This window comes from Acinetobacter tibetensis (genome assembly GCF_023824315.1).
In the GTDB taxonomy this organism is placed as follows: Bacteria; Pseudomonadota; Gammaproteobacteria; order Pseudomonadales; family Moraxellaceae; genus Acinetobacter; species Acinetobacter tibetensis.
In genome coordinates this window covers 2941401-2962756 of sequence record NZ_CP098732.1, presented here as the reverse complement: position 1 = coordinate 2962756, position 21356 = coordinate 2941401, and the positions used below count along the sequence as shown (strand labels likewise).

At 42.5% G+C, this 21356-nt stretch carries 17 protein-coding genes and 3 tRNA genes; 12 read left to right on the top strand and 8 right to left on the bottom strand.

Features of this window, described 5'->3' with window-relative positions; translation table 11 throughout:
- The first annotated feature begins 44 nt into the window (after positions 1 to 44).
- Both M5E07_RS14265 and M5E07_RS14260 read left to right on the top strand, forming a co-directional pair.
- Positions 45 to 455 (top strand): lysozyme inhibitor LprI family protein, encoded by a 411-nt coding sequence (locus M5E07_RS14265; protein ID WP_252220215.1) that lies wholly within the window; start codon positions 45 to 47, stop codon positions 453 to 455.
- A 122-nt stretch (positions 456 to 577) separates the two neighbouring features.
- A complete protein-coding gene (locus M5E07_RS14260) occupies positions 578 to 1678 on the top strand; it encodes an HPP family protein (RefSeq protein ID WP_434087816.1) in 1101 nt (366 codons plus the stop codon).
- Between the two features lie 83 nt (positions 1679 to 1761).
- Here the strand turns inward: M5E07_RS14260 and M5E07_RS14255 are convergent, their stop codons facing one another.
- A complete protein-coding gene (locus tag M5E07_RS14255; protein ID WP_116758709.1) occupies positions 1762 to 2028 on the bottom strand; it encodes a PspC domain-containing protein in 267 nt (88 codons plus the stop codon).
- Between the two features lie 292 nt (positions 2029 to 2320).
- On the opposite strand from M5E07_RS14255, the gene M5E07_RS14250 reads away from it, so the two are divergent.
- Positions 2321 to 2977, top strand: coding sequence for a hypothetical protein (locus tag M5E07_RS14250; RefSeq protein ID WP_252220209.1), 657 nt, complete (start codon positions 2321 to 2323; stop codon positions 2975 to 2977).
- A 98-nt stretch (positions 2978 to 3075) separates the two neighbouring features.
- Here M5E07_RS14250 and M5E07_RS14245 read toward each other — a convergent pair.
- The 5 genes from M5E07_RS14245 to M5E07_RS14225 all read right to left on the bottom strand — a co-directional run bounded on the left by M5E07_RS14245 (position 3076) and on the right by M5E07_RS14225 (position 8877).
- Positions 3076 to 3151: transfer RNA gene (locus M5E07_RS14245), tRNA-Lys, on the bottom strand.
- Positions 3152 to 3199: 48 nt separating this feature from the next.
- A tRNA-Lys gene (locus M5E07_RS14240) sits at positions 3200 to 3275 on the bottom strand.
- Positions 3276 to 3293: 18 nt separating this feature from the next.
- Positions 3294 to 3369, bottom strand: a tRNA-Lys gene (locus M5E07_RS14235).
- Positions 3370 to 3502: 133 nt separating this feature from the next.
- Complete coding sequence (locus M5E07_RS14230) at positions 3503 to 5344, bottom strand: long-chain-acyl-CoA synthetase (protein ID WP_252220207.1); 1842 nt, start codon at positions 5342 to 5344, stop codon at positions 3503 to 3505.
- Between the two features lie 188 nt (positions 5345 to 5532).
- Complete coding sequence (locus M5E07_RS14225; protein WP_252220203.1) at positions 5533 to 8877, bottom strand: Rne/Rng family ribonuclease; 3345 nt, start codon at positions 8875 to 8877, stop codon at positions 5533 to 5535.
- A gap of 755 nt (positions 8878 to 9632) precedes the next feature.
- Here M5E07_RS14225 and M5E07_RS14220 point away from each other — a divergent pair.
- The 9 genes from M5E07_RS14220 (at position 9633) to M5E07_RS14180 (ending at position 19339) form a co-directional block, all read left to right on the top strand.
- Positions 9633 to 10571 (top strand): RluA family pseudouridine synthase, encoded by a 939-nt coding sequence (locus M5E07_RS14220; protein WP_116758705.1) that lies wholly within the window; start codon positions 9633 to 9635, stop codon positions 10569 to 10571.
- Positions 10572 to 10820: 249 nt separating this feature from the next.
- A complete protein-coding gene (locus M5E07_RS14215; protein WP_252220200.1) occupies positions 10821 to 11489 on the top strand; it encodes an HAD-IA family hydrolase in 669 nt (222 codons plus the stop codon).
- A gap of 74 nt (positions 11490 to 11563) precedes the next feature.
- Entirely contained in the window at positions 11564 to 12277 is a 714-nt protein-coding gene (locus M5E07_RS14210; protein ID WP_252220197.1) for a helix-turn-helix transcriptional regulator, read from the top strand.
- Between the two features lie 49 nt (positions 12278 to 12326).
- A complete protein-coding gene (locus M5E07_RS14205) occupies positions 12327 to 12932 on the top strand; it encodes a glutathione S-transferase family protein (protein ID WP_252220194.1) in 606 nt (201 codons plus the stop codon).
- Positions 12933 to 13487: 555 nt separating this feature from the next.
- Positions 13488 to 14285: a 2-keto-4-pentenoate hydratase gene (locus M5E07_RS14200; protein ID WP_116758701.1), complete on the top strand. Its 798-nt coding sequence runs from the start codon at positions 13488 to 13490 to the stop codon at positions 14283 to 14285.
- 25 nt (positions 14286 to 14310) lie between these two features.
- Entirely contained in the window at positions 14311 to 15207 is an 897-nt protein-coding gene (locus M5E07_RS14195) for an acetaldehyde dehydrogenase (acetylating) (protein WP_252220192.1), read from the top strand.
- Between the two features lie 10 nt (positions 15208 to 15217).
- Positions 15218 to 16237 carry a 4-hydroxy-2-oxovalerate aldolase gene (gene dmpG, locus M5E07_RS14190; protein ID WP_068909697.1) on the top strand — a complete coding sequence of 340 codons (1020 nt, stop codon included), beginning with the start codon at positions 15218 to 15220 and terminating at the stop codon, positions 16235 to 16237.
- A gap of 720 nt (positions 16238 to 16957) precedes the next feature.
- Positions 16958 to 18196 (top strand): OprD family outer membrane porin, encoded by a 1239-nt coding sequence (locus M5E07_RS14185; RefSeq protein ID WP_252220189.1) that lies wholly within the window; start codon positions 16958 to 16960, stop codon positions 18194 to 18196.
- Between the two features lie 282 nt (positions 18197 to 18478).
- Entirely contained in the window at positions 18479 to 19339 is an 861-nt protein-coding gene (locus M5E07_RS14180) for an alpha/beta fold hydrolase (RefSeq protein WP_116758697.1), read from the top strand.
- Positions 19340 to 19432: 93 nt separating this feature from the next.
- Here M5E07_RS14180 and M5E07_RS14175 read toward each other — a convergent pair whose 3' ends face one another.
- Positions 19433 to 20110 (bottom strand): DUF1345 domain-containing protein, encoded by a 678-nt coding sequence (locus tag M5E07_RS14175; protein WP_116758696.1) that lies wholly within the window; start codon positions 20108 to 20110, stop codon positions 19433 to 19435.
- Between the two features lie 304 nt (positions 20111 to 20414).
- Positions 20415 to 21314, bottom strand: a complete 900-nt coding sequence (gene hcaR, locus M5E07_RS14170; RefSeq protein WP_116758695.1) for a DNA-binding transcriptional regulator HcaR — start codon at positions 21312 to 21314, stop codon at positions 20415 to 20417.
- Positions 21315 to 21356: the final 42 nt, after the last annotated feature.

The following is a 21356-nucleotide window of genomic DNA, read 5'->3' as shown; positions in this document are numbered from 1 at the left end:
TTTGTTATATTGACGACAATTTATAACAACAAAAGTGACAAGTCATGCTGAAATTTATTCTATCCACCAGTGTATTGGTTCTTGGCTCTATTGGGTTGGTGTGTGCCCAACAACCGACGACTGAATCGGATCCGTATAGCGAATGTGCTGAGCAAACCATTCAAGAGCAGCAACTGGCAGGGATTAACAATAGCGTGGTACAAATTTGCGCGGATCAAGCCAAACAAGGCTACGAAAAGCAAATTGTGGCATTACTCGATCAAATTCGGGTACAAAGTGCGGAGTGGTATCAACCTGAACGCTATCAAGCCATTTTAAAGTCGCAGCGGTTGTGGAAAGCCTATGTTGATCAAGAGTGTGAGAATGCTGGACAGTATATTGGTTCGCCCATGTATGCGTATTGTCCAATGCAGCAGTATGCTGAGCGGGTTGCACAGTTACAGCAATATATTTAACAAGTTGTTCAACAGAATTACTCATAAGAATAAGATATAAAATAGATGCATCTTATTGGGAAGACCACGTATAATTTTGCACCAGTTAAGTGCAAAAAAGTAGAAGGGCGGCTGTGTTTCATATGCAACTTGAATGGTTAAATACCTTAAAACCTAATTTTAAAGTGTTACCGCTAAAGGAAAGAATGCTCTGTGGTTTAGGTGCATTATTGGGCTTAGCACTTTCCTCGCTTATTAGTTGGTGGGTGTTGGGTGATATAAATGCATGGTACATTGCCCCAATGGGCGCATCTTCGGTACTACTATTTGCTGTCCCCGCCAGTCCTTTGGCGCAGCCATGGAATATGATTATTGGTAATACTTTGGCAGGCTTTATAGGCGTCACTTGCGCGCTATATATGCCGAATTTAACCGAAGCATTTAGTATTGCGGTGGCGTTGTCGATCTTTTTGATGATGACCACTGATTCTTTACATCCACCCAGTGGTGCTGTCGCCATTACTGCGGTGTTGGGTGGCAAAAGTGTGCATGAGTTAGGTTATGCCTTTATTGCCTATCCTGTGTTATTGAATTCATTATTGCTCTTGATTATCGCCATTATCTTTAACCGAATGTTGGGACGCCAATATCCGCAAACAGCACAGCTAAACTCACGTTCCACCGATCCGACACCGACCCAAAAAGTCACCATTCAGCCGCAAGATATTCACAATGTGTTGGAACATCAGCCACAGTTGCTCGACATCAGTGAATATGATTTACAAAAGATTATTCTCAAGGCGCAGGAAATTGCCAACGCACGTACAGTGAATGAACTGACTTGCCAAGATCTAATGTCTAAAGATGTACTGATGCTCAATGAGCAAGATGATATTCATTTAGCCTTAGATAAGTTTAAACAAGTGAACTTGATGAGCTTACCCGTAGTCAATGCAGACAACCATTTGGTAGGAACTTTAGCACTGTATGAAGTCGTGGAATGGTTTAAACGTGCTGCCGACCCAAAAGCCAGTTGGGAACATCAGGTGAAACAAATTATGAATCGACAAGTGGTGACGGTACAGCCAAGTCAGCCAATTCAGGATTTAGTGCCGTACTTTGTAGAGCGTTCGTTTAACTACATTCCTGTGGTTGAGCAACAACAATTGGTGGGAATGATTAGTCGTGCAGATATGATTGCGGCATTAAACCAGCAATTAATTCAATTGAAAAATCAAAAATAAGTGAGCTAAATAAAAAAGCTACGACTCTTTGGGGAAAAAGCCGTAGCGACCAAAATGGTAGGTCAAATGATATTGTTTAAAACCTATAATGGTGTCTTGTTGTTATTTACAGTACGTATAGGGCGGTGGTAATTCGATGCATCTGAATCTATCGCTTCTACCCGTTTCGGAATGACTAGCCATAAAATCAAATACACTAAAATACCTGGAAATGCGGCACTCATGACGGAAACCAAAAAGAAAATAATTCTTAATAAGTTTGCATTCCAACCAAAACGTTCAGCAATACCGCCCATAACACCTGCAATTATATTTTGGCGATTCGAACGATATAAACCAACATTGGCCATTCAGGTCTCCTTAAAAATTGAATGAGGGGTATCTTGCAAACCCATAGTTAATAAATGGTGATGCAATTCAATTTTTAAAGCAAAGCCAGCACGAAAATAGTTAAGTTATGTAAATAAACATAGGCGCTAAGCCGTGTGCTACATAAAATGTGATCAAATTTACAGATGCCTTTATTTTTGATAAGTAAATACAGGCGCTTACAATGCTATTGCTGAATTTAAGGATAAATGACGCGATAACATTTTTTACCCTTTGGGTGCTCGGTCAAATGAATGTGGATTGTGTATTAACGTGATGAAATGGAAAAGTGTAAGACTTCATCCGAAGTTAGGTGGGGCATTACTGGCTTGTTTGTGTGTCAGTCTAATTTTGGCTGCGTGTAATCGCTCAATACCCCCAAATGCTGACCAAATAGCATCTGCTGCTGAAGAACAGCCTACATCTGCTGCCCATCCGCCACAGTCAGGCAAGAAATTAACGGAAGTGGCGGGTCAGGCGAGTATACCTAACGAGGCGGCATCAACAGTGCAACAAGATTCAACTGATGAGCAAGCCCCTTATGTGGGACGCTATCATGTCAAGATTTCCTGTAAAGATGACTTCGTACAATGCTCTGAAGGTGCAGCAGAATATATTTTGACTTTGGCTGCTGATGGTTCTGCCTATCGGAGTATTGTTTACACAGGAAAGCTGTTTAGTGAAAAAATGGCTGAAGACAGTAATATCCAAACTTATCGACGTGATACATGGTCAGTGAACCCAGAAGATTCTGAGTTGGTGGTGCATTTAGAAGAGGGGGCAGAATTTTATTATCGGATCGATAAACAACAGAATCTTATTCTAAATTTGGATCGAACTTTAGATCTAGATAATCAAATGAATCAACACTTATTTGCAGCAGGCTATCCGATGCCAACACAAGCATATCGTTTAATTAAAGATCAATAATTTGCAATGAAATTTGACGCTATCAATTTGCTATGAAAATCTAGTAGCGATGCGGAGAGCGGTGCTCAAGGAGATATTTTAAGATGTTTTGCAATAAATGGTGGGTCGTCCGCGACTCGAACGCGGGACCAACGGATTAAAAGTCCGCTGCTCTACCAACTGAGCTAACGACCCATTTAGAATGCTTTCACATTATGACAGCTTTTAAATAAAGCTTAAAGATGGTGGGTCGTCCGCGACTCGAACGCGGGACCAACGGATTAAAAGTCCGCTGCTCTACCAACTGAGCTAACGACCCATCAGGAATCAAAATAAGTGGTGGGTCGTCCGCGACTCGAACGCGGGACCAACGGATTAAAAGTCCGCTGCTCTACCAACTGAGCTAACGACCCATCTCGTTTTGATGGAGCGTATTGTAGCAAGATATCGAACGAGCGCAAGAGAAAAATCGCAAAGTTGTTGATGTTTGATTATAAATACAACAACTTTGCCTGATTTTATGCAAAAAATTACCAAAATTTCAGTTTAGAAGCGATATTGGTACTGTTGGATATTGCTGTAAATTTCAGTATTCATATCGCAATAGGCATTGCTATTGGGCAATAAGACTAAAATTTGTTCATTGGTTTTTTCTGGATCGAAGGCTTGCTCTTTCAGCTTGTTCTTCTGATATTTAAAAGTGCCTGTGGTTTCCACTTGTTTTTGAACACGTAAGAACACAGGGATGGCGTAGGCGGGTAAGCTTTTTTTGAAGCAACTGAGCATGGCTTGCAGGTCTTGTTCATTCAGTTGGGCTTGCTCTGCTAAGGTGATAGCAGCCATACCTGCACGTCCATTGGTGTGTGGAATTTCCACGCCATATACTACCGCTTCGGCAATTTTGGGATATTCACACAACATGTTCTCGACTTCGGTGGTCGAGACATTTTCGCCTTTCCAGCGGAAGGTATCGCCAAGGCGGTCGACAAACTGTGCATGACGGAAGCCAATATCACGGACTAAATCACCGGTATTAAAGTAGGCATCACCGTTCTTAAACACGTTGGACATAATCACAGACTTGTTTTTTTCAGGGTCGGTATAGCCATCAAAAGGGGAGCGACGGGTAATTTTACCGATCAACAGGCCGACTTCGCCTTTGCTTACTTTTTGACACCAACCATTTGTATCACGAATAGGTTCGTTTTTTTCTTTGTCGAATTGAACGATGGCATAAGGTGTTGGGGAGAATCCGACAGTGTTGTCGAAATTAAATACATTGCTAAAGCCAACATTACCTTCGCTAGATGCATAGAGTTCAAGCACTTCTTCTACACCAAAACGTTGTTTAAATTTGTCCCAGATATTCGGGCGCATTCCATTGCCAATCATTTTTTTGACACGATGGGTGTGCTCCAACTCCGATGCAGGCGCATCCATTAAGTAACGGCATAGCTCTCCCACATAGCCAATCGCAGATGCGTTAAATTTTTGCACATCTTTCCAAAACGCAGAGGTCGAATATTTACGTCGCAATGCCAAAGTCGCACTACTTGCAATCACCCCACACCAACACACCACAATACCTGTCGCGTGGTAGAGCGGCAGGGTAACGTACATGACATCATCACTGTTTAAATCCAGCACGTGCCCATAAGTGCCATAGGCAAGTGTCCAGCGACTATGGGTGAAAATCACCGCTTTCGGTAAGCCAGTGGTGCCCGAAGTATAGATGTAAAATAAGCCATCTTTTCCTTTTACACTGTGTGTGGTTGGCGTGTTAAAGGTCGGAAAGGTGATGATTTCATCGGCTAAATTTAGATAATGTGCCGGTGCTGTAGCTGCATGTTGACGTGTTTCTTGGTCGGCAAACCAATGAAAACGCTGCTCGGCCAAGTTAAGCTCTTGACGAATTTCATCTACGGCAGCGCGGCATTCTTCTCCAACAATGAGTGCAATTGGGTTGACCAAATTGATACTATGCGCCAAAACTTTGCCAACTTGTGAGGTGTTCACCAAAGCCGCCGTGACCCCAATTTTTGCCAAAGCTAAAACACTGGCAACCAGTTCTGGGCGATTTTCAACCATCACTGCAATGACATCACCTTTTTGTGCGCCAATTGACAAATAATAGTGTCCAATTTGGTTTGCCCAATCATTGAGTTGTTGGTAGGTATATTTCTGCTCTTCAAATAATAATGCATAGCCATGTGGGTTACGTTTTACGGCTTTTTCAAAGGCAATACCTAAGCCCGCTGGTGAGTTTGGGGTACGTAAATATGCTTGTTTCAACCCTGTAACCAGATGTGGAAGTTTTCCAATAAATTGTGGGATTTTGGCAGCGACGTCTGTAATTCCAATAAGATCGCTCTGTGTGGTTTGGCTCATAAGAATCCTATTTATTTTTCGTGTCCAATACGATGTCTTTGTCTACAGGTTGAACGAGATAATCTGTACAGTTGTCCTTTTAATCGTTTCTTTCTAGTGCAATCAACCTAATCTGTTCAAAATAACAAAAAAAACCTAGCCATCGAAATGACTAGGTTTTAATTATTTTACAACAATAGGGTAAATACTTACTCTGCTGTAGGCGTTATTTTTTTCGGTGGGCGACCACGTGGACGACGCGGACGAGCTTTTTCTTTCTCTTCCTTTTCAGCCGCAGTTTCTTCTGTTGCTGTATCTTCGATAACATCTACAGCAAGCTCAGTCTGTGCAGGTTCTGCTTTGGCTTTAGCTTTCACAGGTGTTTTAGTTTCAACCATTGCCTCTTCTACTACTACAGCAGGTTCAGGAACAGCTTCAGTTACTGCAACTTCGGTAGCAGCCTCGACAGGTTCAACCGCCTCAGTAACATTTTCAATTACTGCTACGGCAGTGAGTTCAGCAGCAACAGGCGTTTCTTCCACGTGTGCTTGTTTTACTTGCGCTAGGGCTTGCTCAGCAGCCTGTTTTGCTAAACGACGACGCTCACGCGGGTCATTGGCAACACGCTTTTCTGACTCAGGTTTTGGCGGTGTTAAGTCCAACACAGGTGCAGGTTCAGCTTCAGGAGTAGCTTTCGCAACTTCTACATCACGTGTGACAGGTTTTTTCTCCGATTCAACAACCACAGTACTTGTGTTGAGGCTTGCTGCATATTCTGCAGTAAACTTCTGTAGTGCGCGGTTGAAGGTTGGAATTAAGCCAAACTGCTCAATCAGCACAGCACAGTCTTCACCATAAACATGGCGAATTAAGCTACCTACTGTGTATTGGGCTAAAGTCGGTACTTGTGATGGGTTAAGCTTTGGCGCTTGCGCTCGTTTAGCTTGAGCATCACGTTGTTGGCGACGATGCATACGCGGGTCATTGCTTGCACGTTTGCCGTCAGAACGAGGCTTTTGAGCTTCCACTTCAACTTGTGGTGCTGGTACTTTAGCCTGAACTTCAACTTTTGCTTCAGCCACAGCAGTGGCAGGAGCAGCTTCAACCACTTCTGGAGTTTCAGTCACGGCAGGAACAGCCACAGCTTCCACAGCCTTTACGGTTGTAGGCTTGTTGATGGCGATGATTTCACTTTGCGCTTGATCCACATTGACCACGAGTGCTGTCGGCATGATGTCTTGACGCGGAGCATCAATGACTTCTACCTTGACTTGTTGCTCATCGACCACGACTGGAGCAGGTGCTGCTACCGCAGCTTGCTGCTCATTGAATACGCTTTGGTCGCGGTGGCGATTTGGGCGATTCGGACGTTGCTGGTTGTTACGGTCACGACGTGGAACAGCTTGTTCAGCATGCGTTTCGCTCTGTTGATCTTGCTGTGGTTGACGTTGTTGCTGACGTTGACGCTTTTGCTCACGCTGTTCTTGGCGTTGCTCTTGGCGCGACATTTGTACAACTTCTTCAACCACTTGATTTTGTTCTTGTGGTTGCTCACGTTGTTCGCGTTGCTTGGTGTTATTGTTACGCTTTTTGTTGTGACGTTGCGTTTTTTCTTCTTTCTCAGAATTTTTTTCTGCAAAGTCACGTTGCTCTGATTTTTGTGGAGCAGGTGTAGCCGACAAGTACACATTGTTGTTTGCAACAGGTGTTGCGACAACAGCAGCAGGTGTTGCTGTTACTTGACCAAATTGACCGCGGCTGACTGCGCCACCATTGACCATTTGCTCAATTGCAGATGCAGCATTATTTGCTGTACGGGCTTGATCAACCGTGTGTGCTTGCTTTTGAACAAATAGATTTTCTAACCATGCACATGGGCTGCTTGACGCAGTTGTTGCAGCAGCAGGGCTAGGGGCTTGCGTACTTTGTTGAGCAGCTTGCTGTGGCTTTTTCTTGCCATTTTTGTCAGCAATAGGTGCAGCGCTTGGTTGTTGATCAGCATCTTCTAAATGCCAATTTGAAGCTTCATAACCCAATTCTTTTTCGCTAGAACGTGTTGCTTCGGTACGTTCATAACTGGTTGGCGCGAAGCCTTCAGGGTTATAAGAAATTTCGTAATGTGGCGTTTCTAAGTGAGGGTGTGGCAATACTGTTACACGAACACCCGAGGTTTGCTCTAAGTAAACCAAGCTGTGACGCTTTTCATTCAATAAGAATGCAGCAATTTCTACAGGCACTTCAACTTGAACTTCACCATGACGTTCACGTAGGGCAATTTCTTCCACTTTACGCATAATTGAAAGTGAAAGTGAGCGCAAGTCACGCACCATACCGGTACCGTGGCAACGTGGGCAAACATAACCAGTGGCTTCTTCTAAAGATGGACGTAAGCGTTGACGGCTCATTTCCATTAAACCAAAGCGCGACAATTGACCAAACTGAATACGCGCACGGTCGCTTTGCGTTGCTTCACGTAATTTTGCTTCCACCATGCGTTGGTTGCGGTCTTTGGTCATATCGATGAAGTCGATGACCACCAAACCACCAATATCGCGTAAGCGCAATTGACGTGCAATTTCTTCTGCGGCTTCTAGGTTGGTATTGAGTGCAGTTTCTTCTACATCATGACCACGAGTCGATTTTGCAGAGTTAATATCGATAGAAACCAAAGCTTCTGTTTGGTCAATCACGATTGAACCACCAGAAGGTAATTTTACTTCACGCTCATACGCAGTTTGAATTTGGCTTTCAATACCAAAATGAGCAAATAATGGCTCGTTTAACGTATAGGTTTTTAACTTGTCGATTTGACGAGGCATGACTGCTTTTACGAAGTTATACGCTTCGTTATAGGCTTGCTCAGAGTCAATTAAGATTTCTGCCACATCATCACGTAAGTAATCACGGATGGCACGCGTCACCACACCGGCTTCTTGATGCACCAACATTGGTGATGGACCAGAACTTGCAGTGCTTTGGATTTGTGCCCAAAGATCGAGAAGGTGTTGTAGATCGAGTTGTAACTCTTCCTGAGAACGACCAATACCCGCAGTACGTACAATCACGCTCATGCCACGAGGGACATTGAGTGATGCCAACATTTCTTTTAATTCTTCACGAACTGAACCTGAAATTTGACGGCTGATGCCACCACCTTTTGGATTATTAGGCATAAGGACTAAATAGCGACCTGCCAAAGAAATAAAGGTAGAAAGTGCCGCGCCTTTGTTGCCACGTTCTTCTTTTTCCACTTGGACTAAAAGCTCAGTACCTTCAGTAATCAGTTCACGGATATTCGAAGTCTGGCGAGGGTCAGCTTTGTAGTATGAATTTGCGATTTCGCGCATAGACAGGAAGCCTTGGCGACCTGCACCATATTCTACAAATACGGCTTCTAGAGAAGGCTCGACGCGAGTCACATGACCTTTATAGATATTCGATTTTTTTTGTTCACGAGTACGATTTTCTAAATCAAAATCGTAAAGACGCTGACCAGTAACCAGTGCAACGCGGACTTCCTCAGCATGTGTTGCATTAATCAACATACGTTTCATGGGTGTAACACCTTATAGTGATACACAGCAAAAAATCGCTATTCACGTAGCGAGCATCAAACATCATGGATCAAACTCAGATCTCAAATAAACCAATTGTGGTCTGAGGGTTTTCACTGGCCTTTTTTAAGGTGGGCTCCAGTTTTGATTCACGTATTGATGATGGCAATACGGCTTCAATCTTTCAACGATTAAAGACACCTGTACACTTCACTGGCGAACGAGCGGTGCATTGGATGTGAGTAACTTTCACTGTCACATTGCTCGAAGAGCATCCCTACATAAGAGTGTCTTGATACGGAATTATCGTCGTATCTTTACAAATTGTGCAGATCCAATGCATCAGACGCTGTAGCCTGAATGTGGTTTCAGGGTGCGACTAATCTGATGTGTATCAGTTTACGTTTAAAAACCAACTTGAGATTGGCGACATATTTTTTCAGGCAAACTGATTTATGTACCTGAGGTACAATTAAACGCAACAGTTTGCAGTTTTGCCGATATAATAAGCCTTCGGCGTCGGCATAATTCTTTTGGGACCTTTTCGAGTTTATAATCAAAATGTCAGTCACATTTCAACTTAAATTCAATTGAAATGCGTTGATGATGATTCACTTACGATGGTTTCCGTGCGCTGACTATAGCAAACCTTGCATCATCTGCCTATGGGCTAAGCTAACGTTTCTAGTGAAAAGTATAGCCTAAATGATCAGTTTTTAATCAATTTTAGTATTTTTTTAGGTCACAGTATCTGTATGAATTCTACGCAAGAATGGCAAAGTGTCACTTGGTTTGAAGTGGATGAGCATCAAGCGGGTCAACGCATCGATAATTTTTTATTTAGCCGACTCAAAGGTGTGCCGAAAAGTCGCATTTATCGTTTAATTCGTGAAGGTCAGGTGCGCGTGAATAAAAAGCGCATTAAAGCGGAAACCAAATTGGCAATTGGCGATCAGATTCGTGTTGCGCCAATTCGTTATGAACAAAAAGATGAAACGGCTGCGCCAGTTTCAGACAAAGTCGCACAAAGTTTACTGAGCCGTGTCGTGTACGAAGATGAGGGCTTGATGGTGGTGAATAAACCATCGGGGATTGCGGTGCATGGCGGCAGTGGCGTGGCCTATGGTCTGATCGAAGGTTTACGGGCTGCAACGGGAAAAAAATATTTAGAACTGATTCACCGTATTGACCGTGATACATCCGGTTTGGTGATGATTTCTAAGAAACGTAGCGTGTTAAAAACTTTGCAAGATATGCTGCGTGAACACAAAATTAAGAAGACTTATGCTGCTGTGGTCAAAGGTGTCGTCAGCCTCGATAAGCAGTTGATTGATGCGCCTTTACACCGTTACGAATTGTCGAATGGCGAACGTCGTGTACGCGTCTCTAAAGAAGGTAAAGATTCGAAAACTCAGTGGAATGTCGCTGAGCGTTTTATGCATGCGACTTTGGTGTATGCTTCGCCGCTTTCGGGTCGTACCCATCAAATTCGTGTGCATGGTTTAAGTATTGGTCATCCGCTGGTTGGCGATGATAAATATGGTCATGAAACGGAATATAAGGGACCAAAACCACGCCGTTTATGTTTACACGCTATGCGTTTGGATATTCCTGGTTATCCACCAATTGAAGCACCTTTACCTGAAGATATGCAGAATATTGTGGCGCAGTTAAGAGCACAGAAGAAGGACTAAACCTTTTCCCTCTCCTTTTAGGAGAGGGTTAGAGAGAGGTAATAAAATAGGACCTCTTTTGTCGTGATTAACTGGAAATGATGCTGTATTGGTCATTTTTACTTTTCAAAGATGAAAAGTAACAAAAATCTTTTGTTGAGCTGATGGAACGTCCTTGTACCACAGCTCAACGGCGACATCCTTGTCGCCATCATGTAGCAAATGCATCGTGTAAATTTTCTTCATAAAAGCAAATATTGGAACCCCAGCATGCAAGAACCTGTAGAACTGATTATCTTTGATTGGGATGGCACATTATTTGATTCAGTGGGGCAAATTGTGGACAGTCTTTTGTTTGCAGCGCAGCAATTTGAACAACCCTTAACGCCTGAAGCGGCAAAAAGTATTATTGGTTTGGGTTTGCCTGAAGTGGCTCAAGTCTTATTTCCGACAGTGCCTGAATTACATACGGATCTTTTGAAGTGTTATGGCGATCATTATGTTGCCCATTCAACCGATGATGCTTGGTTTGCGGGGATTGCTGAAATGTTATATGGACTCAAAAATCAGGGGGTTCAGCTTGCGGTGGCGACAGGCAAAAGCCGTAAAGGTTTGGATCGTGTGCTGGCTCAAACCAATAGTCATGATTTGTTTGAGATTACGCGTGCGGCAAGCGAAACCAAGTCTAAACCTGATCCGCTGATGTTGCGGGAAATCTTACAGTTCACAGGGTTGCGCCCAGAGCAGGCGATTATGGTCGGCGATACTTCTTATGATTTGGAAATGGCGCAAAATATTGCCATGCCAAGAGTCGGTGTCGCCTATGGTGTACATACTAAAAATATTTTGCAGCAGTTTAATCCGTTGACCATTGCAGATGATGTCGCGAGCTTAGATCAGTTTTTAAATCTGCAAGTAAATGCTTCTGATGTGGCTTAAGCAAAGTTGATTATTTTTCAAGGCGTGTAAGGATATACGCCTAAAATTACTTTTGAATAACAAGAAAATACGCTATGAGTCGTTCCATTCGATTACTTCATTTATTACAACATCTACGTGAACAGCGTTATCCTGTTACTGCGCAACGTTTGGCTGAACATTTACAAATCAGTGTGCGAAGTGTTTATCGAGATATTGAAAGTTTACGTGATCAAGGGGTCAATATTGAGGGAAGTGTCGGTGTAGGATTTCAATTGAAAGAAAACTTTCTCCTTCCGCCAATGAGTTTGGATGAATCCGAAATTGAAGCGATGTATCTGGCATTACAATGGGCTAAATCTATTCCTGATCAAGCATTACAGCAGGCTTCACATTCGGTATTAAGCAAATTAAAAGCCGTATTGCCACAAAGAAAACAAGAATTTTTAAATGATACGTATCTAAAATCCATTCATTCATGGATTGAGGTTGATCAAACCATTGTGGAACAAGTTCGTATCGCCATTCGTTTACAAACTAAAATTCAGATTGATTATGTTGATGAGCAGAAACAGATTTCACACAGGCAATTATGGCCGTTTGCATTGGGATATTTTAACGATAAAATGTTGTTGGCGGCATGGTGTGAATTACGTGAAGATTTTAGAAATTTCCGTTTAGATCGAATTCAAACGCTGATATCCACGGAGCAAATTTATCCCCAATTTAAACGCCATTTATTTCAACAATGGTGTCAAAAAGAATTTTCACATTCAGAAAAATCAGCAAGCACTACTGACAAAAACTGACACAGCTTAGTTCTATTCTAAAAAAACAATAAACACAGAGGATAGAACAATGGCTTTAACTTTATATACAAATAAGCAATCTCGAGGCGTTGTGGTGGATTGGCTCATTCTTGATTTGGGGATTGAAGTTGAGCGCATAGAAATCGCCTATGGCGCGGAAATGAAATCAGCCGAATTTTTAAAACTCAACCCTTTTGGTAAAGTGCCAGTTTTGGTTGATGGTGATGTGGTGATTTATGAGTTAGATGCCATTTGTGCGTATTTGGCAGATAAATTCTCTGAAAAAGGGTTAGCTCCTGCACTAGATGATCCGAAAAGAGGTCTATATTATCGTTGGTTGTTCTTTGGTGCAGGCCCGTTTGCAGCAGCTTCCGACAATGAACATTTAAAAGTTCAGGTTGCACCAGAGCAAAAAATGTTTCTGGGCTATGGCGATTATCAAGATACCTATCAAGCCTTGATTCAAGGTTTAGAACAAGCAAGCCCGTATTTATGCGGTTCACAGTTTACGGCAGCCGACATCAGTTTAGGGGCAATGATCATGTGGCAATTAAAAATGAATTTATTAAAACCACATCCTGCAATTGAGCGCTATGTATTGGCCATACAACAACGTGAAAGTTTAAAGAATAATCCTGCTTTATTTGCAGCGTAAAACCATTTTACTCTGATAAGCTTTTTATGCAGGTAATGCCAGTCAGTGAATAACTTGACTGGCATTTTTATTTTAAATTCATGATGTTATTCGGTGTGGTGGAGCGTGATCCGCAACTGTTCGAGGCATGAGGTGTAACGGACTGGTATGACTTATGAAAAGAGGCGTATTTTTTGTGGTAGATATTCTATAGATAGACTTCTCGCGTATTATTTTTTAGTCGTAGATACAAAGTGTAATCAAAATATACCCCACTAAATTCTGAATGATTGGGTCATTTTTCTCTTTGATTTTTTCTATGCTGTTTATTTTGATGGATAAAACAAAAAAGATTTATAGGTTCTAACTATTGTAAAAAATAAAATAAGTATTGGCGCAAAACCTGCAATTTTCCGATGCTTAAGCGGTCTAAAACATACTCGTTTTTAGTGGTGCTTAGGGATAAGCCCTTGGTTTCACCTTTGGTTATTTGCAAGGTCTATTTTGACTATTTCTTGATTTCCCTTGCTCGCTAAAACGGTATTTGTCTCTATTTTGCAGTTTAAGGAACCCTAGATGTCGAATTCTGCTGTTGTTGAATCCGTTGCGCAGGCTTTACGTAACGCTGAGCTTACACAGACTGCGATTGCACCCATTCGCCCACAACTGGGCGCGGAACAGGCAGACGTCGATATTGCGTATGCGGTTCAGGAAGTGAATACCCAACGTGCCTTGAAAGAAGGACGTCGCTTAGTGGGGCGTAAAATTGGTCTCACCTCTAAAGTGGTTCAAGCTCAATTGGGCGTGGATCAACCTGATTTTGGCATGTTGTTTGCCGACATGGCTTATGGCGATGGTGAGGCTATTCCTGCTGGTTTGCTCATTCAACCGAAAGTTGAAGCTGAAATTGCACTGATTATTAACAAAGATTTAACCCAAGAAAAACATAGCTATGCGGATATTATCAGCGCTACAGCTTATGCCTTGCCTGCCATAGAAGTGGTGGATAGCCGTATTGAAAACTGGAAAATTTCACTGATTGATACCGTGGCGGACAATGCGTCTTCTGCTGCTTTTGTGTTGGGTTCACGCCCAGTGAAATTAGATCAGCTTGATTTGGCTCATTGCAAAATGACCATGACCCGCGGTGATGAAGTGGTTTCACAAGGCATTGGCAAAGCCTGCTTAGCCAATCCTTTAAATGCCGCAGTTTGGCTTGCCGATGAAATGGTACGCCGTGGTCGCCCATTGCTTGCGGGAGACATTATTTTAACTGGTGCGCTTGGCCCAATGGTTGTTGCAAACCCGGGTGACGAATTCAAAGTTGAGATTGAAGGCTTTGGTTCAGTGGTCGCTGCGTTTGCTGCGGAATAAATTGAAATTTTGAGAGAGTAGATGCATGAAAAAGATTAAATGTGCATTAATCGGTCCGGGAAATATTGGAACTGATTTGCTATATAAGTTACAGCGCAGCGAGTTTTTGGAACCTGTCTGGATGGTGGGGATTGACCCAACTTCAGAAGGTCTGACCCGCGCAGCGAGTATGGGCTTAAAAACTACAGCTGAGGGTGTAGATGGTCTACTGCCACATGTGCTTGCGGATGAAATTCAAATTGCCTTTGATGCGACCTCAGCTTATGTACATGCGGAAAATAGCCGTAAGTTGAACGAATTAGGTGTGCAGATGATTGATCTGACGCCTGCTGCCATTGGTCCTTTCTGTGTGCCACCTGTAAATCTTCAAGAACTCTTGGATGCAGGTGAGCTACCGAATGTGAACATGGTGACCTGTGGTGGACAAGCGACCATTCCGATGGTGGCTGCCGTTTCACGTGTTCAGCCTGTGAGCTATGGTGAAATTATTGCTACGGTTTCGACCAAATCTGTGGGTCCGGGTACGCGTAAAAACATTGATGAATTTACCCGTACTACGGCTGGCGCGATTGAGAAAGTCGGCGGTGCGAAACAAGGTAAAGCGATCATCATTATTAACCCTGCCGAGCCACCATTGATGATGCGTGATACGGTGCATTGCTTGGTTGAAGGTGAACCTGATCAAGCAGCAATTACGGCATCTGTTCAAGCCATGATTGTCGAAGTTCAAAAATATGTACCTGGCTATAAACTGGTGAATGGCCCCGTATTTGATGGCAACCGTGTGTCGATTTACCTTGAAGTAGAAGGCTTGGGTGATTTCTTGCCAAAGTATGCAGGGAATTTGGACATTATGACTGCGGCAGCCGCGCGCACTGCGGAAATGTTTGCGGAACGTTTATTGGCTACGGCTGAAGTATAAGGAGCAACCCATGTCTAAGATTATTGTGCATGATATGACTTTGCGTGATGGTATGCATCCACAGCGCCATCAAACCACTGTTGAGCAAATGATTGCCATTTCAACAGCTTTGGACGATGCAGGTGTACCGCTGATTGAAGTGACGCATGGCGACGGTTTAGGTGGTTCATCGGTGAACTACGGTTTTGCCGCAGCAACTGATGAAGAGTATTTGTCAGCGGTTGTTCCGCGCATGAAAAATGCCAAAGTTTCGGCATTGCTGTTGCCGGGAATTGGTACGGTCGATCATTTGAAAATGGCACACGAAATTGGCGTTTCAACCATCCGTGTGGCAACCCACTGTACCGAAGCAGATTGCTCAGAACAGCATATTACTGCGGCACGTCAACTGGGTATGGATACCGTTGGTTTCTTGATGTTGGCACACATGGCATCGCCTGCTCAATTGCTTGAAGAAGCGAAAAAGATGGTGTCTTATGGCGCGAACTGTATCTATGTGACTGACTCTGCTGGTTATATGTTGCCGCAAGATGTCACAGATCGCGTTGGTTTGCTCCGTCAAGAGTTGGACAGCAGTATTGAACTGGGTTTCCACGGGCATCATAACTTGGGTATGGGTGTGGCAAATACAGTAGCCGCAGTTGATGCGGGTGCAATTCGTGTGGACTTGGCGTCTGCTGGTTTAGGTGCGGGTGCAGGGAATACACCATTGGAATTGTTCATTGCAGTCGCCAACCGTATGGGCTTAGAAACAGGCGTGGATCTGTTTAAAGTACAGGATGTGGCAGAAGATTTGGTCATTCCAATGATGTTAAACCCAATTCGTGCTGACCGTGATGCTGCAACTTTAGGTTATGCAGGTGTCTATTCATCGTTCCTATTGTTTGCGAAACGTGCGGAAGCGAAATATGGCGTGTCAGCACGTGAAATCTTGTTGGAATTAGGTCGTCGTGGGACGGTCGGTGGTCAGGAAGATATGATTGAAGATTTGGCTTTGACCATGTCTAAAGCGAAGGCTGCTTTGGTTTAATTTATTAATATGTATTTGAAAGGCGTCCTTTGGGACGCTTTTTTGTTTTTGGCATTTAGAAATTATTCGGGGGGAATGTCATCAGCAACCTGCGTGATATTTGAAATAGACTGTTTTTGCAATAGCAGTATTTAAATGTATCTGGTGAACAGGTTTTGCTGATGACAAATGTTTTTGGTTCTTTTGGCATAACAAAAGAACGAAATGAGCTCCGAAAAATGGATTTAAAGCAGTAAGACTCCGTAGTGAATAGCTTAAGAAGAAGGCAGTTTTTTAAATATAGTTATTATTACAACGTGATTTTTTATTTTATATCGCATTTAATAAATTAGACTTTTCTAGTTTTAAAGCGATTTAACTTCATTATGCACATATAGAAAATTTCTGTGATATGAGCGCTTTTTCTTATAAATCTAAGCCGCTATGAAAAAGTGGCATCGGAATACTTAAACAAAAAAACGCTTAATGATCAAAACCATTCAAAAAAGAAAGAGGTTTTAAACGAGCAAGGCTAGAGAGACTCAATCTTTCAGTACAATCTGAAAAATGGTGTTTAAGGTGAGTTATTGTAATTTTATCTAAATGAAAAAAAAGTGGTGCCTACCTTTGTATTTATAGGGGGTGAAGTCACATTTTCTTAAGACTGTGGTCGGATTTTTTCTCTTCGATGAGTTCCGCATGATGGTGTCATAGTTTAATGTGATCATTGGAATGAATATCATGCGTCGTCAAACTTTATGGACAGCCATCTGTGTCGCAACTGCGGCATTAGGTACAACTGCAACGAATGCAGACTTTATCGACGATAGCCAAGTCCAGTTAAAATTCAGAAATTTCTATTTAGACCGTCAGTACGAAACTGTACCGCAAAATAATTGGGGCAGTTGGTCACAAGGCATTACCTTAGATGCCAAATCTGGTTATGCCCAAATTGGCGCATTGCAGGTCGGTGCGGATGTGTTAGTGCAACATGCTGTTCGTTTAAATGGCCGTGATAAAAATGCCGATTGGGTATTGCCACATAATGGTCAAGAACAAGCCAGCAATTTCGGCAAAGTGGGTGCAACCTTAAAAGCCAAAGTGTCACAAACAGAATTGAAAGTGGGTGAGTTATTGCCTGTTTCTCCAGTTTTAGTATTTGATCCATCGCGTCAGTTGCTGACCACGTATAGCGGGGCATGGTTAGAGTCGAAAGAGCTTAAAGATACCAAATTGAGCTTGGCCTATATTGATGGCATTAATGCGCGGTATGACAATCAATTTCAGGATTTAAGTTTATTCCCGAACAATAATCCAAATACTGCCAAAGCTGCGGATGGCATGTATATCGCAGGGATTGATCATCAGTTTAACCCTGAAATTGGTGCCAGTTATTGGTATGCCGATGTCCAAGATATTTATCAACAGCATTATGCAGGCATCAATTACAACACCACGCTGGGTACGAAGACTAAGCTGACCAGCCATGTGCGTTATTTTGATAACTCTGAGTCAGGTGATAAATTGTATGGTGAAATTGACAACCAAGCCTTGTCGATGGGAGCCAAGTTCAATCATGGAGCACACAGTGTAGGCTTAGGTTATCAGCAAATGTTTGGGGAAAATAATTTCCCAACTTTGGCGGGATGGGTACCACAGCCTTATTTAGTGAATTGGTCAGTCGCGACCTTTACCAATGCCAAAGAAAAATCATGGAATGTGTCGTATGGGTATGACTTTACCGCATTGGGGTTAAAAGGTTTAAATGCCAATGCGATTTATTTTGCAGGTTTCGATGCCAAAGCGGGCGGAAAAACGAATCAGGACGAACAAGAGTTGAACTTGATTGTGAATTACACCGTACCTGAAGGCAAATTTAAAGGTCTAGGGATTCAAGCCATGTACATCGACACCGATTACGACTGGAAAAGTGATTTAAAAGAATATCGTGTTGCGACCACGTACAGTTATAAATTCTAATCTTCAGCAAGCAGAGCAGGGTGATTGAAAAAAGAATCACCTTGTTTTTATGCCAGATGTGTTGTTGTCGGGTGGATTATTGAGCAGCACTTGTTTTTAAAATATAGTATTTATAAACAAATACTTAAATAATAGTTTTTTTGTAGTGTGTGATCGAAAACAAGTATCAGTTGGGTCGCTTTGAGCAGGTAAGATGGAGCAGTAAAACTGTCGAAATGAACGAATTCATCTGTCTTTGGAAGTATCAAACCAGACAGATTTAAGGCTGTACGAGGAGTAATTATGAGCACGGTCCAAATCCCCAATTACACCACCGATCCATTCTTTGGCTTGGAAGATAAATGGATTGAAACAGCGGAAGGTGAGTTAACCCATTACCATGAATTGGGTGAAGGCACCCCAATTTTATTTTTACACGGTTCAGGTACAGGTGTATCGGCAGCGGCAAACTGGTGGTTGAACTTACCGCAAATTGCTGAACAAGCCCGTTGTATCGCGATTGACTCGATTGGCTATGGTCAGACCGTTGTGGCAGACGGTACGGCTTATGGTATTCGTGCATGGGTAGATCATGCAGTCCGTACACTGGATGCATTAGGCATTGAAAAAACTTGGTTAGTGGGCAACTCATTGGGTGGCTGGTTAGCCTTTCAAATGGTGTTGGACTATCCAGAACGTGTCTTGGGTATTGTGTCGATGGGTACGGGCGGCGCGAAACAAACTGCGGCACTGAAAGCCCATGCCAATCCTGTCTTGACGGAAGAAGGCATTAAAAATACTTTGTCGATGTTTGTGGTCGATAAAAGCTTAATTACCGATGAATTGGTGAAAGTACGTTTTGAAGCGGCAAAAAATGACTATGCTTCAGACCGTTTAATGGATGTGGTTGGCGCGCGTGACCGTGATCGCTTCGAGTTCCCACTCGATTTTGACAAAATGAAAGACATCCAAGTACCTGTGTTGTTAATTCATGGTGTACAGGATGTGGTTATTCCAGTATCTCGCTCATGGGATATTTTAAATACCGTACCATTTGCAGATGCACATATTTTCAGTCAGTGTGGACACTGGTCACAGGTTGAAAAGGCAGAGGAATTTAACACGGTGATTAAAGACTATTTAAGCGCACGTGGCGTGCAATAATTTAAGTCCGATTATTGAGTTGAAGAAAAAGGGATGGTTAAGACCATCCTTTTTTATATCTTTTATAAAGGCAGATGTAGAAGAACAACGGATTTAAAGCGTAATGAAGCCTGCTGCAACATTGATGCTAATGGCTAAAATGGAAGTGTTAAAACCATAAGCCAGAATAATATGCACAATATTTAAAATCCGCATGGAGCGGGAAGTAATCGACACATCTGCTGTTTGTGCCGAGGTACCAATGACATAACTAAAGTATAAGAAGTCGGGATAGGTCGGCTGTGTAGTTTTCGGGAAGTCTAAGCCCGCATTTTGTTGATCTGCAAGGGCGAGATAATAGTCATGTGCATAGTGAATGGCAAACACGGTATGCATAAAAAACCATGCACTAATAATGGTCAGTAAGGACAAAGCCAAGTGGCCATATTTGATGGTTGGATCGTTAGGGAGATAGGTCAATTCCAACACAATCGCAATCAAGCACATTATTAATGTCATGATCACTAATAATAGAATGATCCATTTACTCGCATCTTGTTGTTGTGCATGTTGCAGAATGTGTCGATGGTCAACAGACCACAGGGTCGTCATGGTTTTAACTAAATAACTCGATACGGCAATATTCCAACTGATTAATAAATTGGTCGACCAAGACCAGTCATTAAACGTATTCAGCAGAGCATAAAAAACGGCTGTCATCAAAAAACTAATGAAAAAGAAGGGGCGAAATTGCATTGCCGTTTTTAAACGCTGCAAAGTGTGCGTCGGCATAATCTTCTCCTTTTCTGTTATATTTTTTTGTGCTGCTAACGTACCAAGATCTGTTTAAATATAAGCCTAAGTTTAGACTTAAGTTGTAGGTAAAACCTGACAAAAAGTCAGCTTTTTATCACCATACCCTAGCTTAAAAAAGAATACAAAATGAAAAGTGTGAGCTGATGAACGTTGGATAAGTCAGAAATGCTGCAAATACGCTTACGATGTAGCGCATTTTTCCATGAAAAAAGCACATCGCTATTTATTCAGAAAATAGTGGTGTGCCTAATGGGATGATTGATGTGGGTCAGATGTTGGTTTATTCGCGGTTAATATCCAAATAAAATATTCGAGTCAGCAGTTCTAGAAATTTATTCACGGCCAGTGAAGTGTTGTTTTTACGATAGCTCACATACAGATCCAAATAGGGGAGCTCGACTTCAAGTGGGCGAATTACCGTGTTGTTCATGGTCAAGGGTGCAACGTAGCCTGGTAAAATGGTGCAACCGAGTCCCATACCAATCGAGTTGATATTAAACAGAATATTGTCGGCTTTTTGCACAATATTGAATTCAATGTTGTTGGCTTTAGCAAACTCTAAAATGGTCTGGTGCAGGGTCTGTGACTGTTCGACTGCGGGAATAATAAAATCAATACCATTTAAAGCTTTAATCGGGATTCGCTCGTATTTGGCCAAAGGATGGTCTTTCGGCAGTAAGAAAATCAGTGGTTCACGTAAGACAAACTGGCTTTCAATTTCATCGCTATGAAAATTATGCCGAGTAAAGGTAATGTCCAATTCACCTTTTTTTAGTAAGCGCATTTGTTCAGTATTGTTCATACTGAGCAATTCAATTTTTAAGTCTGGGTTTTGTACCCGTAAATTGGGCAGCACATAAGGAAAGATTTTCATTTCCGCAACAGGGACAAAACCAATGCGCAGCATCTGCTGTTTGGCTTGTGCCACTTGACGTGCCATAGCGACCGCTTTGTCTGCCTGAGCTAAGGTCAGGCGTGCCTGTTCCAGAAAAACAGCACCTTCTTCCGTGAGCTCTACTTTGCGCTTGGTTCGATACAGTAACTGCACACCAACATCTTCTTCAAGGTCTTTGATTTGCTGACTTAAAGAGGGTTGGGCGGTGTAAAGTTTCAATGCTGCCTTGCTAAAGTTGAGCTCTTCAGCAACGGTAATGAAATAGCGAAGGTGTCTAAGTTCCATATCGATAACCCACTGAGTAATCCAAAAAATGTCTTACCACGA

Excerpts from the sequence above, each read along its gene's own strand:
- M5E07_RS14220 (WP_116758705.1), top strand. The coding sequence starts at position 9,633 with ATGAATTCTACGCAAGAATGGCAAAGTGTCACTTGGTTTGAAGTGGAT.
- M5E07_RS14200 (WP_116758701.1), top strand. The coding sequence starts at position 13,488 with ATGTCGAATTCTGCTGTTGTTGAATCCGTTGCGCAGGCTTTACGTAAC.
- M5E07_RS14180 (WP_116758697.1), top strand. The coding sequence starts at position 18,479 with ATGAGCACGGTCCAAATCCCCAATTACACCACCGATCCATTCTTTGGC.
- M5E07_RS14210 (WP_252220197.1), top strand. The coding sequence starts at position 11,564 with ATGAGTCGTTCCATTCGATTACTTCATTTATTACAACATCTACGTGAA.
- M5E07_RS14205 (WP_252220194.1), top strand. The coding sequence starts at position 12,327 with ATGGCTTTAACTTTATATACAAATAAGCAATCTCGAGGCGTTGTGGTG.
- M5E07_RS14255 (WP_116758709.1), bottom strand. The coding sequence starts at position 2,028 with ATGGCCAATGTTGGTTTATATCGTTCGAATCGCCAAAATATAATTGCA.
- M5E07_RS14215 (WP_252220200.1), top strand. The coding sequence starts at position 10,821 with ATGCAAGAACCTGTAGAACTGATTATCTTTGATTGGGATGGCACATTA.
- M5E07_RS14185 (WP_252220189.1), top strand. The coding sequence starts at position 16,958 with ATGCGTCGTCAAACTTTATGGACAGCCATCTGTGTCGCAACTGCGGCA.
- hcaR (WP_116758695.1), bottom strand. The coding sequence starts at position 21,314 with ATGGAACTTAGACACCTTCGCTATTTCATTACCGTTGCTGAAGAGCTC.
- dmpG (WP_068909697.1), top strand. The coding sequence starts at position 15,218 with ATGTCTAAGATTATTGTGCATGATATGACTTTGCGTGATGGTATGCAT.
- M5E07_RS14225 (WP_252220203.1), bottom strand. The coding sequence starts at position 8,877 with ATGAAACGTATGTTGATTAATGCAACACATGCTGAGGAAGTCCGCGTT.
- M5E07_RS14195 (WP_252220192.1), top strand. The coding sequence starts at position 14,311 with ATGAAAAAGATTAAATGTGCATTAATCGGTCCGGGAAATATTGGAACT.
- M5E07_RS14265 (WP_252220215.1), top strand. The coding sequence starts at position 45 with ATGCTGAAATTTATTCTATCCACCAGTGTATTGGTTCTTGGCTCTATT.
- M5E07_RS14260 (WP_434087816.1), top strand. The coding sequence starts at position 578 with ATGCAACTTGAATGGTTAAATACCTTAAAACCTAATTTTAAAGTGTTA.
- M5E07_RS14175 (WP_116758696.1), bottom strand. The coding sequence starts at position 20,110 with ATGCCGACGCACACTTTGCAGCGTTTAAAAACGGCAATGCAATTTCGC.
- M5E07_RS14230 (WP_252220207.1), bottom strand. The coding sequence starts at position 5,344 with ATGAGCCAAACCACACAGAGCGATCTTATTGGAATTACAGACGTCGCT.